Source organism: Mesorhizobium dulcispinae, assembly GCF_033977345.1.
GTDB lineage: Bacteria > Pseudomonadota > Alphaproteobacteria > Rhizobiales > Rhizobiaceae > Mesorhizobium > Mesorhizobium dulcispinae.
On the sequence record NZ_JAVIIY010000001.1, the window covers coordinates 639,533 to 652,832 of the forward strand.

Consider the following 13,300-nt stretch of genomic DNA (forward strand, 5'->3'; position numbering starts at 1 on the left):
CGTGGGCGCGCCCTTCAAGAAGTTCGAGGCGCACGCCAGCGGCGGCCCGCGCATCCGCGAGATCCCGATGCGCATGGTGCTGCCCAATCTGGTCACCGTGCTTGCCATCTGCGCCGGCCTCTCCGGCATCCGCTTCGCCTTCGAGGACCGCTTTGAGCCGGCCGTGGTCATGGTGCTGCTCGCGGCCTTCCTCGACGGCATCGACGGTCGCCTGGCGCGCATGCTGAAGGCGACCTCGAAATTCGGCGCGCAGATGGATTCGCTGGCCGACATCGTCAATTTCGGCGTCGCGCCGGCGCTGGTGCTCTATGCCTTCCTGCTCGACCGCGCCGGCTCGCCGGGCTGGATTGCGGCGCTGCTCTTCACCATCGCCTGCGGCATGCGGCTCGCCCGCTTCAATGTGCTCGCCGACGACACCGACCAGCCGGCCTGGCAGACCGAATATTTCGTCGGTGTGCCGGCCCCGGCGGGCGCGGTTCTGGTCATGCTCCCCTGCTATCTCTATTTCCTACGGCTCGGGCTGGAACCTACCCGCCCTGCGGCCTTCGTCGCCACCGGCTTCACCGTGCTCGTAGCTTTCCTCTTGGTCAGCCGACTGCCTGTCTATTCGGGCAAGAGCGTCAAGGTCCCGGGCGACAGGGTGCTGCCGGTGATCCTCGGCGTCGTGCTCTACATCCTGCTGTTGATGGCCTATCCCTGGTATACGCTGACGGCCTCGGTCGCCGGCTATCTCGTCTTCCTGCCGTTCTCGGTGCGGGCCTATTCGAAGCGCGCCATGCGCGAAGGCGAAAAGGTGCCGCCTTCGGATATCGGGTAGGCGCTACGCCGCCGCATCCAGCCCCAGCCGATCGATCGCCAGCTTCCGCGCCGACACATAATCCGTCTTGCCGGAGCCCAGAACCGGGATCTCTTCCACCTTGATGATGTCGTTCGGCACCATCAGCTCGGCGGCGCCCGCCTTCTTGCCGAACTGGCGCAGCTCTTCCGGATTGGCGTCGTCGGCCGTCGTGACCAGCACGATGCGTTCGCCGCGCCGCTTGTCGGGCACCGCCACCGCGGCGTGGCGCTCTTCCGGCCACAGCGACTGCACCAGCATCTCGACCGCTCCCAGCGACACCATCTCGCCGGCGATCTTGGCGAAGCGTTTTGCGCGGCCCCGGATGGTGATGAAGCCGTCGCGATCGACCGAGACGATGTCGCCGGTGTCGTGCCAACCCTCGAGCGGCTGCAATTCGCCGGGGCGGTCGGCGGTCATGTAGCCCATCATCATGTTCGGCCCGTCGAGCCACAGCCGGCCGCCCTCGCTGATGCCCTCGACCGGCTCGAGCTTCATGCGGATCGCCGGCAGCAGCCGGCCGACGGTGCCGTCACGATTATGGATGGCGGTGTTCACCGCCACCACGGGCGCCGCCTCTGTCAGCCCGAAGCCTTCGATGATCGATGCCTGGAAGCGGTCGCGATAGGTGCGCCTCGTCTCGGGCTTCACCGCTTCGGCGCCGGCCACCACGAAGCGCAGGCTGGAGAAATCGCCGTCCTTGGCGGTGCGGGCATAGTTGGCGAGGAAGGTGTCGGTGCCGAACATCACCGTCGGCTTCACCTTGCGCGCGATCTCCGGGATGATCTTGTAGTGCAGCGGCGAGGGGTAGAGGAACAGTTTCACCCCGGTCACCAGCGGCAGGATGGTGCCGCCGGTCAGCCCGAAGGAATGGAACACCGGCAGCACGTTGAGCAGGATATCGGCAGGCGAGATCGTGACGCGCGCCTCGGCCTGCATGGCGTTGGCGAGAAGGTTGCGGTGCGACAGCACCACCGCCTTGGGCGTTCCTTCCGAGCCAGAGGTGAACAGGATCACCGCCGGTTTCGACGCCTGCTGCCGCTGCAGCGGGAAGCGCCAGAAAAGCGCCGCGGCGACCTTGTCGAGCACCGTCACGCTCTCGCGCACATCCTCCAGCCACAGCATCTTCGCCCCGCCCGCCTCGACGGCGGCGACGATATCGTCGATGCCGGCCTTCTCGATGAACGCGCGCGAGGAAACGACTGTGCGAATCACCGCGGTGCGGATCGCTGCCGTCACGCTCGCCGGACCGGCGGTGTAGTTGATCATCGCCGCGACGCGGGCCGCCGAAATCAGCCCGACGAAGGACAGCACCACCCCATTGGCGTTGGGCAGGAGCAGGCCAACCGCTTCGCCGGGTGCGGTCACCGCCTCGAAGCGGCGGCCGAGCACGCGCGCGCCGATGAACATCTTGCGGTAGCTGAGCGCGCCCGAAATGACGTCCTCGATAATCGGATGCGAGGCGCCGACGCGATCCGCCGCGTCGCGCATGGCCAGGAACAGCCCGCGGTCGAGATTGCTGCCGTAGAGCCGCGCCTCGGCGAACCGGTCGAACAGCGCGTTGGTGTTCGAGGCCATGTCAGGGTTGCGCGCCACCAGTTCGGCGATGGTCATCGGCTCCAGCACGCTGAGCGACAGGCGCGGGAACCAGTGGCGCGGCGCCTTGGCGGCCGGCGTCAGCGACACCGGCAGGTCGCGTGAGCCGGCGACGAAGATCGGCACGATGCGGGCGTCGGCCTGCATGGCGATGCGGGTGATGGCGCGAAACAGCCGGAACGACTTGACGTCCGGCTCGACGGTATCGGGCAGGTAGACGGCAAGCCGGCCCTTGCCCTTCAGCACGCGCACCAGCCGACGGCTGACGAAGACATGCTCGGCGTTGAAGGCGATGGTGCGGGCAAGCTCGCGCCACGGTTCCAGCCATAGCGAGCGCGCCGAGGTCTCGTCGAGGATGTGCAGCGTGTCGTCGGGCAAGAGCGACAGCATCAGCGCCGGTTCGATGCGCGACTGGTGCGAGACGACATAGATGACCGGCGTCCGCGCATTGCGGGCAATGCGGATGCGGTTGTCGGCGATGCGGTAGGCGAGCTTGAACGGCACGTAAAGCAGCGCCTGGGTGAAGCGCAGGTCGAGCCGGAACCTCTCGATCACGCCGATCAGCAGCCAGGCAAAGACAAGGCCGGCAAGCAACGCCACTGTCAGCATCATGCCGCTCTCTCCCAACGTCCTCCAGGGCGCGGCTCTTGGACGGCCGCTTCGGTAGCAGAGGGTAGCGGAAGTGGGGGGAAGGTCAATGCGGGGGTGAGTAGGGGAAGACAGCGCTCACGCCGCCTTTAGCCTCCCGCTGATGAACCGGAACTCTTGGCTCTTGCCGCCGAAGCCGTAGGCCGCCGCCGGAACCTCATGCACCAGCGCGTAGCTTTCCTCGTGCACGCCGCCGAGCAGGCGGCCGAAGGCGTCGAAGATCGCCTTGAGATAGGCTTCGAGCTCGAGCTTGGTGTTGGTGCCGTCGACGACCTTGATATCGAGCCAGAAGGTGCTCGTCCCATGCTCGGCCAGCGACTTGCCGCCGGCGAACCAGTGCTGCGGGTCGATATAGCTGACCGCGACCGCGGTGATGGTCGGGTCCTTGCGCAGATGCGAGGCCGTGATCTCGGTGACGTCCTTCGCGATCGCGGCGGAAAGCTTTGCATCCGGCTTGCCGGTGACGCTGACATTGATGATCGGCATTTTTCTCTCCTTCGGGGTTTTGCGGCTCGTCGCCGCCGGTGAGAAAACAATGTCATCATTGATGAGTCAAAAAAATCGAATTGTTTTTGACAAACACTTCGATATCGTCGAAGTATGGAAGCGCTCGATCCCGACCTCCTCAAAACCTTCCTCGCCTTCGTCGACGGAGGCTCGCTGGCCAAGGCGGCTTCCGCTGTCGGCCGTTCGCCATCGGCGATCACCGCGCAGATGCAGCGGCTGGAGGAGATCGTCGGCGAGCCGTTGCTCGCGCCCCAGGGCAGGGGACGCGGCCTGACGCCGGCCGGCGAGGATCTTGTCGGCCACGCCAGGCGCATCCTTGCCGTCCACACCGAGGCCTGGCTGGCGCTGAAGGGCGCGCGGGCCGGCGGCCGCATCGCCATCGGCACGACGCAGGATTTTGCCGACCATGGCCTGCCGGAGATGCTCAGGGCCTTCGCCGTCAGCCATCCGCGCGTCAGGATCGAGTTGCGCGTCGGCCGTTCCCTGGAACTCGGATCGGCGCTGCAGGCGGGCCAGCTTGACCTCGCGATCACCATGCGCCATGCCCCGTCGCCGGATGAAGTGGCTCTGATCAGCGAGCCGATGCTGTGGCTCTGCTCGGATAAAGGATTGGCGACGCGGCAGGAAGCAGTGCCGCTGGCGCTGCTCGATCCATATTGCGGCTTCAGGGAGGCCGCGCTCAACGCGCTCGATGCCGCCGGCCGCCGCTATCGCATCGCCGCCGGCAGCGCCAGCCTTGCCGGCCTGCGCACGGCGGTCGATGCCGGCATCGCGCTGACGCCGCGCACGCAGCGCTTCGCCCATTCCGGCATCGTGGAGGGATCTCCCGATCTCGATTTGCCGCCGCTGCCGGTGGCTGACTTCGCCATCCGCTTGGGCCGCGAGGCCGCTCGTTCGGCGCGGGATCTGGCGGAGCTTCTCAGCAGCGGCCTGGCGTTGCCGTCCTGAACGGAAGCCGTCACGCCCCCCGGGAATTCCCAAAAGAAAAAGCCGACCTTTTTGCGGGTCGGCTTCTAGTCGGACGGGTCGAGGGGTTTGGGGGGACTTGGGGGGTGACCCGTCGATCCAACAATGCCTGAGTCGGGTGATGGTTCCGTGACCGCGAAAATAATTTAAGAACGCGCCGATTTCGCCTTCATCCAGTCGCGCCCGGCATGCGCGAAAACAGCGCAAAGCACAATGGCGCCGCCGATGATGCTGGCCATCGGCGGGATTTCGCCGAGGAACAGCAAGGCAAACAGGATGGCGAAGGGAACCTCGGCCGAGCCGAGCAGGCCGGATTCGGCGGCAGGGATCAATCGCGAGCCTTCCGTCCACAGGATCGAGGCCAGCGCGAAGGAGCAGCCGAAGGTGGCAAGCAGCACGACGTCGCGGGTCGAGACGCCCAGAGGGTCGGTGACGAACCAGCCGAGCACGAAGAGCAGCACGGCGGACACCGCCCCGGCCCAGACGACGGGCGAGTCGCGGAAGGCGCGCACCATGATCATGTAGAGCGCGCTGCCGGCGGTCATCAAAAGCGCCAGCCCGTCGCCGAAGAGGTGGCCGCTGCCGAGGCCGCCACCCACCATGATGGCGACGCCGCAAAGCGACACGGCTGCCGCCAGCATCGTCTGCAGCCGGAATTTTTCCCGCACCAGCAGGAAGGCAAGCAGTGCCGCGATGAATGGCGAGGTCGCGTAGATGACCGCGACATTGGCGACATAGGTGTATTTGAAGGCCGAGATGAAGGCAATGCTCGCCGCGGCGCCCTCGACCGCCAGCAGCCAGCCGCGCCAGCCGAGCCTGAGACTCTCGCGCCCGCCCGAGCGGCGCCGCCGCCACAGCACGTATAGGGTGATCAGGATCGAGCCGACGAAGCCGCGCCAGCAGGTGATGGTCAGCGGATCCGCTCGGATCGACTTGGTCAGCACGCCGGTGAGCGCGAAGGCGACGGCCGAGGCCGAGACCAGCACGATGCCGAGCGTGCGCTCGGCGGCGGCGTCGGCGGTGGCAAGCACGAGCGTGTCGGCCCTGTCGAGAGAATCCGTCATGTCACCAGACTACGCTTGCTGTCCTGACACCCTGCTGTCAGCAGCAGCTACCATCCCATGGCGCAGCCGGCACGCCTCTGCGCCAGCTCCGCACTTGCGTTGGGGCAGTGGCCGTCGGCCTGCATTCGCCCGATGCCTAGCGGTCGCTGATGATATTGCCCAAGGCGGCGGACGAGCATGTTCGGGCCCTTGCAATGCTGGACGGCCACGGCCCGATCAGGTAATTTTGAGGCTCGCGGATTGATCGGCGTGGCTCGCACCGGCAGTAGACCACGGAGAGCGCCAATGCCTGCGTTGCATAAGTCCGGAAGTTCGATGACCGAAGTGATCGATCGACTTGTGACGGCGATGAACGCGCATGATCTCGACGCCGTCACCGCTCTCATCCACGAGAACTATCGCAGCGTGCAGCCAGCGCACCCGGGCAGAGCCTTCGTCGGGCGGGCCCAGATGCGCGCCAACTGGGAGGCCATGTTCGCGGGAATTCCTGATTTCCACGCGGCGGTCGCGCGGTCCGTCCAAGACGGTGACACGACCTGGATCGAATGGCATTGGTCGGGTACTCGCTCCGACGGGCAACCCTTCGAAGTGCGCGGGGTCACGCTGTTCGAAATTGTCGACGGTCAGGTTGTGGCCGGGCGACTGTATCTGGAGGACGTCGAGCAGCAGGTTGTCGGCATTGAAGACGCCGTTGAAGCCCTCTCCGGGCGCCGTCCTATGGCCGGTAGTAAAACCGGTTCCTGACCTCACCACCGCGCCGCAGCGCGGAGCCGGGCCCCCGCAGGCTTAAATGGTCAAGGCGCCTACTGCGTCGCCTGGTAGAGTTCGGATGCCGCCTCCTTCAACGCGCGCCTTCCGTCCGGCCTGAGATACATCATGTGCCCACCTTCCAGGACATCGACGCGGATCGGCTTGGCGTCAGCGAGTGACGGGATCTGGTTCACCAGGTAGCGCGAGGCGAGATAGGGCGTCACGAGGTCGGTATAGCCGTTGACGATGACGACGCCGAGCGAAGGGTTGAGCGAGCGCGCCCGCTGCAGGTCGTTCATCACCCCGGCATAGCCTTGGCCGGAGGTGCCGTAGTCCCAGTTGTGGCTGACCTCGCCGTTGAGCAGCCGGTAGCTGACATCGGTGCGGTAGTTCAGTTCATCGCGCGCGTAGGCGACGAAGGCCGAGGTCAGCGCCGGCACGCTGCGGTCGAGCACGGGATCGGGGCCGGCGATATGGGCGCTTTCCGGCGCGATGTCGCTGGTCGCCACCATGGCGTCGTAAGGGCTGAGCACCTTGCCCTTGGCGCGCCGGAACTCGCGGGCGAAGAGGCCGGTCGGCACGCGGGCGAAATTGCGCTCGACGAGGTCGAGCGGCAGCCCGGTGATCTCCGCCACGCGCCTGCTGGCGAGCTTTCCGCCTTGCTCCAGTCCGCTGGTGAGCGCCGTCAGATAATCGCCGAGCGCGTAGTGTTCGACTTCGGCCAGCCTGTCACGCAATGCCTCCCCGCTGACGCCGTCGGCCTTGAGCCGAGCTGCTGCCAGCGAAGGCAGTTCGAGCGCCCAGTGCAACTGGTCGAACTGGTCCGGCCGCACCAGCATGAACTCCAGCGCCGGCGAGATCAGCACGATGCCGGCGGGGCTCAGGCCGACATCCTCCTGCAGCGTCCTGGCGAGCAGCGCGGCGCGAAAGCCGCCATAGCTTTCGCCGGCGAGGAAGAGCGGTGAAGCGGTGCGGCCGTTCTGCGCCAGGTAGAGCCGAATGAAAGCGCCGACCGAGCTGGCGTCCTGGTCGACACCCCAGAATGCTTTCGTGTCCTGGCCCGGCGCCTCGCGGCTGTAGCCGGTGCCGACCGGATCGACGAAGACGAGATCGGACATGTCGAGCCAGCTGTCGGGATTGTCGATGAGCTTTTGCGGCGGCGGCAGGAATTCGCCGTCGGCCGCGGCGGCAATGATGCGCGGGCCGAGCGCGCCGAGATGTAAGTAAGCCGACGCCGCGCCCGGCCCGCCGTTGAAGGCGAAGGTGATCGGCCGCTCCTTTGCCGGGGCGGGCGACTGCTGCGTGTAGGCGACGTAGAAGATTTCCGCCGTGACCTCGCCCTTGCCGGACAGAAGTGACAACGTGCCGGCCTTGGCCTCGTAGTCGAGCTTGCGCCCGCCAAGCGTGACCGAATGCTCGGTCACCTGCGGCGGCGGCAAAAGCGACAGCACGGCGCCGGCCGGCGCCGGCCGTTCCGGGGTTTCGGCGGGGGCCGGCTGGGCGAAGGCCGTGAGGATCAGGAGGATGAGGGGAACGAGCTTCAACTTGGACCGCATGCGACCTCCGCGGGAATGGCTCCCGCAAAGGTATGGCCGGAGCGGGCGAAGTCAAAGGGCGGCGTCGCTAAAGCTGCCAATCTCCCCCCTTGCGGGGGAGATGCCCGGCAGGGCAGAGGGGGGTGCTGTCCCGCCCTCCTGTCAACTGCTCACAGCCGAGACTCCGGAGGAAAGCCGAGCATACGAAACGTCGCCCGCGTAGCGATCCTTCACACCCCCCTCTGTCCTGCCGGACATCTCCCCCGCAAGGGGGGAGATTGGCCGTGTCCCGCTTTTCGCTAATCTCCAGCGAACTCACCCCGCTCCAAACGCCCTCTCCAACTCAGCCACATCGATCTTCACCATGCCGAGCATCGCCTCGGTGACGCGTCTGGCGCGCTCGCGGTCGGGATGGGCTGCCATGTCGCCGAGGATTTTCGGCACGATCTGCCACGACAAGCCCCAGCGGTCCTTCAGCCAGCCGCATTGCTCGGGCTTGCCGCCATTGTCGAGAAAGGCGTTCCAGATGCGGTCGACCTCGGCCTGGCTCTCGAGCTCGACGAGGATCGAGAAGGAGTGGTTGAACGGGTCGAGCGGACCGGCTTCGAGCGCGATGAAATTCTGGTCGTCGAGCACGAATTCGATGATCTTGACGCTGCCAGCGGGGCCGCTCGGATTGTCCGCCGCCACATCCGTCATGCGGCCGATCGCCGAATTGGGAATGGTGGCGACATAGAATTCCACCGCTTGCCGCGCGTCCCTTTCGAACCACAGATGCGAGGTCACCTTGGCCATGCTGAATCTCCTTCCTGTCTGACAACGACCGAAGGACGTTCGAGTTTCGCCTGACCCGACAGGCGTCCCCGCTTTGCATTGAAGACGGCCAGCGTCGCATTCCTTCGCGCCCCCCTCTGTCCTACCGGACATCTCCCCCACAAGGAGGGAGATCGGATGCCATGTCTGCCTTCGCCAATCTCCGACGTTGAAGGAAGGGGCGCCGACGGCCAAGCTGCTAATCTCCCCCAAGTGGGGGAGATGCCCGGCAGGGCAGAGGGGGGCGCTGTCCCGCCGGCACATCAATGCTATCAAAGCGCGAAAGCATCAAAAGGAATGCAAAATGGACGCGACCGCTCTCAAGGCCATGCAGACGCCGCTGAAGGAAGCCTATCGGGACGACGCCGCCAAGGCGCTGATCACGCTCAAGGCGCGCGGCAGCCTCGACGACCAGTCGATCGCCTGCAAGGTGGAGACGGGCAGGGCGCTCGCGGTTGCCGGTCTGCATCCGGCCACCGGCGGGTCGGGCCTGGAGCTTTGCTCCGGCGACATGCTGCTCGAAGCGCTGGTCGCCTGCGCCGGCGTGACGCTGAAGGCGGTGGCGACGGCGCTGGAATTCAAGCTCGGCAAAGCCACCGTCGAGGCCGAGGGCGACCTCGATTTTCGCGGCACGCTCGGCGTCGCACGTGACGCGCCGGTCGGCTTTCGGGAGATCCGGCTGAAATTCGGCCTCGATACCGACGAGCCGCAGGAGCGCATCGATTCGCTACTGAAGCTCACCGAGCGCTACTGCGTGGTGTTCCAGACGATCAACAACAAGCCGGTGTTGACGGTGAGCGCACAAGGTTGACGCTGCCAATCTCCCCCCTTGTGGGGGAGATGCCCGGCAGGGCAGAGGGGGGGCGCTGTCCCGCCGGCGTTTCAGCATTGGTTCTGAGGCGCCCCCAATGCTTCGTCATCCTCGGGCTTGACCCGAGGATCCATGCCGTGACGGTCAACGTAGAGTGCAGCAGTGCAGAATTCTGTAAACGTTGCAATGCCTTAGCGTCACGGCATGGATCCTAGGGTCTGCGCCGCGTCGCTTCGCTCCTTGCTCCGCCCTAGGATGACGAAAGGAAAAAGTCGGCGTTCCTTCGCGCCCCCCTCTGACCGCTTCGCTGCCAATCTCCCCCACAAGGGGGGAGATCAGCTCGCGCTACTGCGCCGACGGCTCCTCAGCATCCCCCTCATCGGTAAACGGCGAGGCGCTCGGCACGCATTGCACGGCCCAGCCCTGCGGCGTCGGCTGCTTCTGATATTCGGCAATCGCGTTGGTGCACTGTTCGCGGGTGTCGAAGGTGCTCGGCAGCACCACCATGCCGCCTTGCGGGCCGGCGATCACCAGATACCAGACCAACGCTACGCTGGGGGTGGCAGCCATGGGAATTCCTCTTTGTTGGATGTCGGAGTCGGATCGATCCTAGCAACTCCCCGCAAATGGCGAAAGCAGGGCGGCGGAACACGCTTCCGCCGCCCCGGTCACAGACCCGTGAACAGGCTTTCGCCGGGCCGGCTCACTTCGCCTTTATTCCGGCTGGCGGTAGGCGACGAAGCGGTTGTGCTTGGCCTGGAAGATCAGCCCGGTTTCCTTAAGCTGCGGGCTTGCCAGCGGCACGATGCGTTTGGCGATCTCGGAAGGATGCGGCAGCGTCTCCGGATCCTCGCCGGGCATCGCCTGTGCGCGCATCGCGGTGCGGGTGGCGCCCGGATCGGCGGCGTTGACCCGGAGCGGCAGGCTTTCGGTTTCTTGCGCCCAGGAGCGCGTCATCGTCTCGACCGCGGCTTTCGAGGCCGCGTAGGGCGCCCAAAAAGCGCGCGCCGAATGCGCTGCGTTGGAGGACATGATGATGGCGCGGCCGGCGTCGGAGAGCCTCAGCAGCGGGTCGACGGAGCGGATCAGTCGCCATGTCGCGGTGACGTTGATGGTCATCACCTTCTCGAAGGTCTTGGCCTCGACATGGCCGATCGGCGAGATGACTCCGAGCACGGCGGCGTTGGCGACGAGAATGTCGAGCTTGCCCCAGCGCTCGTGGATCGCGCCGCCCAGCCGGTCGATGCCGGCCATGTCGGTGAGATCGAGCGGCACCAGCGTCGCCTGTCCGCGGCCATCGGCCTTGATCTGGTCGTCGAGCTCTTCCAGGCCGCCCACGGTGCGGGCGACGGCAATCACATGCGCGCCGCCGGCCGCCAACTCCCTGGCGATGAAATAGCCGATGCCGCGCGAGGCGCCGGTGACGACCGCCACGCGGCCGGAAAGGTCGAGGGTCATGCGAGAGATTCCGTAAGGTAGACCGGCTTACGACCCGCCGCTCGCCAGCAGCGACAGCGTGCGCACATTGTCGTGGCCTTCGAAGTCGAGCAGGCGGGTGGGGTACTGGCCGGTGAAGCAGGCGTCGCAGAACTGCGGCTGGTCGTTGTCGCGGCACGCCTCGCCGACGGCGCGGTAGAGCCCGTCGATCGAGAGGAAGCCGAGCGAATCGACGCGGATGAACTCGGCCATCTCCTCGACCGACATGCGCGATGCCAGCAGCTTCGACTTCTCCGGCGTATCGACGCCATAGAAGCAGGACGCGCTGGTCGGCGGCGAGGCGATGCGCATGTGCACTTCCTTCGCGCCGGCATCGCGCACCATCTGCACGATCTTCTGGCTGGTGGTGCCCCGCACGATGGAATCGTCGACCAGCACCACGCGCTTGCCCTCGATCATGCGCCGGTTGGCGTTGTGCTTGAGCTTGACGCCCATGTGGCGGATGGAGTCGCCCGGCTGGATGAAGGTGCGGCCGACATAATGGTTGCGGATGATGCCGAGCTCGAAGGGAATGCCCGCGGCCTGGCTGAAGCCAATCGCCGCCGGCGTGCCGGAATCCGGCACCGGCACGACGATGTCGGCCTCGACTGGGTTTTCCTGCGCGAGCTCCGCACCGATGCGCTTGCGGACCTCGTAGACGTTGCGGCCCTCGACCGAGGAATCCGGCCGCGCGAAATAGACGTATTCGAAGATGCAGAAGCGAGTCTTCTGCGGCTCGAAGGGGAACAGGCTCTCGATGCCCTTGGAGGTGACCACCACCATCTCGCCGGGCTTGATGTCGCGCACGAAGCGGGCGCCGATGATGTCGAGCGCGCAGGTCTCGGAGGCAAGGATCCAGGCGCCGTCGAGGTCGCCCAGCACCAGCGGCCTGATCCCCAGCGGATCGCGGCAGCCGATCATCTTCTTGGCCGTCATCGCCACTAGCGAGAAGGCGCCTTCGACCTGGCGCACCGCGTCGATGAAGCGCGAATTCAGATCGCGCTCCTTGCTGGTCGCGACCAGGTGCAGCAGCGTCTCGGTGTCGGAGGTGGAGGAGAAGATCGAGCCCTGCTTCTGCAGCACGCGCTGCACTGTGAGCGCATTGGTAAGGTTGCCGTTATGGGCAACCGCCAGGCCGCCCTCGGCGAGTTCGGCGAAGAAGGGCTGGACGTTGCGCAGGCCGGCGCCGCCGGTGGTGGCGTAGCGCGTGTGGCCGATGGCGCGGTTGCCCTGCAGGCGGTCGATGACGTTCTGCTTGGTAAAGGTGTCGCCGATCAGGCCGACATGGCGCTCGACGTGGAACTGAGTGCCGTCATAGGAGACGATGCCGGCGGCTTCCTGGCCGCGATGCTGCAAGGCATGAAGGCCGAGTGTGACGATGGCCGCCGCGTCCTGCCGGCCGAAAATGCCGAACACGCCGCATTCGTCATGGAAATGGTCATCGGCCTCGGCGGAAAGGACTTTGCCTGCGTCTGCCGTTGAGTCTGCCATCTGGGGCTCAAGCTCCGCTAAAACCGCCATATAAGGCGATCGCTCATCGAACGCAACGCACGCGATGCCGCATTCATGCTTCAGGCCAGCGTTGGCGCTGGCCTGAATTTCAATTTGCCGGCGCCGGAGCGGGAGCCGGGGCAGGCGCTGGAGCCGGCTCGTTGTCGGCGGGCGCCTCGCCTTCGCTGTCGTCGGGCGCCGGCGCATTGTCCTCGCCGCCGGCCGGCGGTTCGGCCGCTGGCTGGTCGGTGGTCGCCGGCGCGCCAGCCTGAGGCGTGCCCTTATGCGTATATTTGTTGACCAGCTCTTCCGTGTTCTCGGGCAGCACGCTTTCGAGCTTTGCGCCGATCGTCTCCAGCAGCGGCCGCGACTTGGCGTTGGCGATCCAGGCGGGCGCCTTGGCGCCGGCCAGCCAGTTGAAGAACAGAAGCGCCACCGCCACGACCAGAATGCCGCGCGCCGCGCCGTAGAGGAAGCCGAGCGTGCGGTCGAGCGCGCCGATGCGCGAATCGATGATCCAGTCGGCGATCTTCATGGTGATGACGGAGACGACAATCAGCGCGATGACGAAGACGACGCCGGCTGCTGCTGCCATGGCGATCTTGTCGTTGTCGACATAGGGCTGAACGTAAGGCAGGACCGGCTTGTAGAAGAAGAAAGCCGCCGCCGCAGCCGCTGCCCAGGAAACCACCGACAGCACCTCACGGGAAAAGCCGCGCACCATGGCAAGCATTGCTGAGACCAGGGTGAAGCCGACGAGAATTCCATCAAGCAGCGTAATCGGCATGTCTTTCGCCCCACATCATGA

13 protein-coding genes are annotated in these 13,300 nt (G+C 66.0%); 4 read left to right on the top strand and 9 right to left on the bottom strand.

Going from position 1 to position 13,300, the window contains the following annotated elements; genetic code table 11:
• The first annotated feature begins 1 nt into the window (after position 1).
• Positions 2-817 (top strand): CDP-alcohol phosphatidyltransferase family protein, encoded by an 816-nt coding sequence (locus RFN30_RS02915; RefSeq protein WP_127217548.1) that lies wholly within the window; start codon positions 2-4, stop codon positions 815-817.
• A gap of 3 nt (positions 818-820) precedes the next feature.
• Here the strand turns inward: RFN30_RS02915 and RFN30_RS02920 are convergent, their stop codons facing one another.
• The gene (locus RFN30_RS02920) at positions 821-3,043 is read right to left on the bottom strand and encodes an AMP-binding protein (RefSeq protein ID WP_320260621.1); all 2,223 of its coding nucleotides are present in this window, start codon (positions 3,041-3,043) and stop codon (positions 821-823) included.
• Positions 3,044-3,157: 114 nt separating this feature from the next.
• Positions 3,158-3,565, bottom strand: coding sequence for a tautomerase family protein (locus tag RFN30_RS02925; protein WP_320260622.1), 408 nt, complete (start codon positions 3,563-3,565; stop codon positions 3,158-3,160).
• 114 nt (positions 3,566-3,679) lie between these two features.
• Between RFN30_RS02925 and RFN30_RS02930 the strand changes: the two genes are divergently transcribed.
• Positions 3,680-4,534: a LysR substrate-binding domain-containing protein gene (locus tag RFN30_RS02930; protein ID WP_320260623.1), complete on the top strand. Its 855-nt coding sequence runs from the start codon at positions 3,680-3,682 to the stop codon at positions 4,532-4,534.
• 164 nt (positions 4,535-4,698) lie between these two features.
• Here RFN30_RS02930 and RFN30_RS02935 read toward each other — a convergent pair whose 3' ends face one another.
• Positions 4,699-5,616, bottom strand: a complete 918-nt coding sequence (locus tag RFN30_RS02935; protein ID WP_320260624.1) for a DMT family transporter — start codon at positions 5,614-5,616, stop codon at positions 4,699-4,701.
• Positions 5,617-5,931: 315 nt separating this feature from the next.
• Here RFN30_RS02935 and RFN30_RS02940 point away from each other — a divergent pair, with 315 nt between their 5' ends.
• Positions 5,932-6,360, top strand: coding sequence for a nuclear transport factor 2 family protein (locus tag RFN30_RS02940; protein WP_320260625.1), 429 nt, complete (start codon positions 5,932-5,934; stop codon positions 6,358-6,360).
• A gap of 59 nt (positions 6,361-6,419) precedes the next feature.
• Here RFN30_RS02940 and RFN30_RS02945 read toward each other — a convergent pair whose 3' ends face one another.
• Together RFN30_RS02945 and RFN30_RS02950 are read right to left on the bottom strand one after the other, a co-directional pair.
• Positions 6,420-7,922, bottom strand: coding sequence for a S10 family peptidase (locus tag RFN30_RS02945; protein WP_320260626.1), 1,503 nt, complete (start codon positions 7,920-7,922; stop codon positions 6,420-6,422).
• Between the two features lie 294 nt (positions 7,923-8,216).
• On the bottom strand, positions 8,217-8,696 hold the full coding sequence (locus RFN30_RS02950) for a VOC family protein (RefSeq protein ID WP_320260627.1): 480 nt from the start codon (positions 8,694-8,696) through the stop codon (positions 8,217-8,219).
• 322 nt (positions 8,697-9,018) lie between these two features.
• On the opposite strand from RFN30_RS02950, the gene RFN30_RS02955 reads away from it, so the two are divergent.
• A complete protein-coding gene (locus RFN30_RS02955; protein ID WP_320260628.1) occupies positions 9,019-9,525 on the top strand; it encodes an OsmC family protein in 507 nt (168 codons plus the stop codon).
• 345 nt (positions 9,526-9,870) lie between these two features.
• Here RFN30_RS02955 and RFN30_RS02960 read toward each other — a convergent pair whose 3' ends face one another.
• The 4 genes from RFN30_RS02960 to RFN30_RS02975 all read right to left on the bottom strand — a co-directional run bounded on the left by RFN30_RS02960 (position 9,871) and on the right by RFN30_RS02975 (position 13,279).
• Positions 9,871-10,095: a hypothetical protein gene (locus tag RFN30_RS02960; protein WP_124996320.1), complete on the bottom strand. Its 225-nt coding sequence runs from the start codon at positions 10,093-10,095 to the stop codon at positions 9,871-9,873.
• Between the two features lie 144 nt (positions 10,096-10,239).
• Positions 10,240-10,983 (bottom strand): SDR family NAD(P)-dependent oxidoreductase, encoded by a 744-nt coding sequence (locus RFN30_RS02965; RefSeq protein ID WP_320260629.1) that lies wholly within the window; start codon positions 10,981-10,983, stop codon positions 10,240-10,242.
• A 27-nt stretch (positions 10,984-11,010) separates the two neighbouring features.
• On the bottom strand, positions 11,011-12,492 hold the full coding sequence (gene purF / locus RFN30_RS02970) for an amidophosphoribosyltransferase (RefSeq protein WP_320260630.1): 1,482 nt from the start codon (positions 12,490-12,492) through the stop codon (positions 11,011-11,013).
• Between the two features lie 109 nt (positions 12,493-12,601).
• Positions 12,602-13,279 (bottom strand): CvpA family protein, encoded by a 678-nt coding sequence (locus RFN30_RS02975; protein ID WP_320260631.1) that lies wholly within the window; start codon positions 13,277-13,279, stop codon positions 12,602-12,604.
• Positions 13,280-13,300 lie beyond the last annotated feature (21 nt).

Bases quoted from the DNA above. Each gene is read 5' to 3' on its own strand.
- RFN30_RS02950 (WP_320260627.1), bottom strand. From the start codon at position 8,696: ATGGCCAAGGTGACCTCGCATCTGTGGTTCGAAAGGGACGCGCGGCAA.
- purF (WP_320260630.1), bottom strand. From the start codon at position 12,492: ATGGCAGACTCAACGGCAGACGCAGGCAAAGTCCTTTCCGCCGAGGCC.
- RFN30_RS02975 (WP_320260631.1), bottom strand. From the start codon at position 13,279: ATGCCGATTACGCTGCTTGATGGAATTCTCGTCGGCTTCACCCTGGTC.
- RFN30_RS02935 (WP_320260624.1), bottom strand. From the start codon at position 5,616: ATGACGGATTCTCTCGACAGGGCCGACACGCTCGTGCTTGCCACCGCC.
- RFN30_RS02920 (WP_320260621.1), bottom strand. From the start codon at position 3,043: ATGATGCTGACAGTGGCGTTGCTTGCCGGCCTTGTCTTTGCCTGGCTG.
- RFN30_RS02955 (WP_320260628.1), top strand. From the start codon at position 9,019: ATGGACGCGACCGCTCTCAAGGCCATGCAGACGCCGCTGAAGGAAGCC.
- RFN30_RS02930 (WP_320260623.1), top strand. From the start codon at position 3,680: ATGGAAGCGCTCGATCCCGACCTCCTCAAAACCTTCCTCGCCTTCGTC.
- RFN30_RS02940 (WP_320260625.1), top strand. From the start codon at position 5,932: ATGACCGAAGTGATCGATCGACTTGTGACGGCGATGAACGCGCATGAT.
- RFN30_RS02960 (WP_124996320.1), bottom strand. From the start codon at position 10,095: ATGGCTGCCACCCCCAGCGTAGCGTTGGTCTGGTATCTGGTGATCGCC.
- RFN30_RS02965 (WP_320260629.1), bottom strand. From the start codon at position 10,983: ATGACCCTCGACCTTTCCGGCCGCGTGGCGGTCGTCACCGGCGCCTCG.
- RFN30_RS02945 (WP_320260626.1), bottom strand. From the start codon at position 7,922: ATGCGGTCCAAGTTGAAGCTCGTTCCCCTCATCCTCCTGATCCTCACG.
- RFN30_RS02925 (WP_320260622.1), bottom strand. From the start codon at position 3,565: ATGCCGATCATCAATGTCAGCGTCACCGGCAAGCCGGATGCAAAGCTT.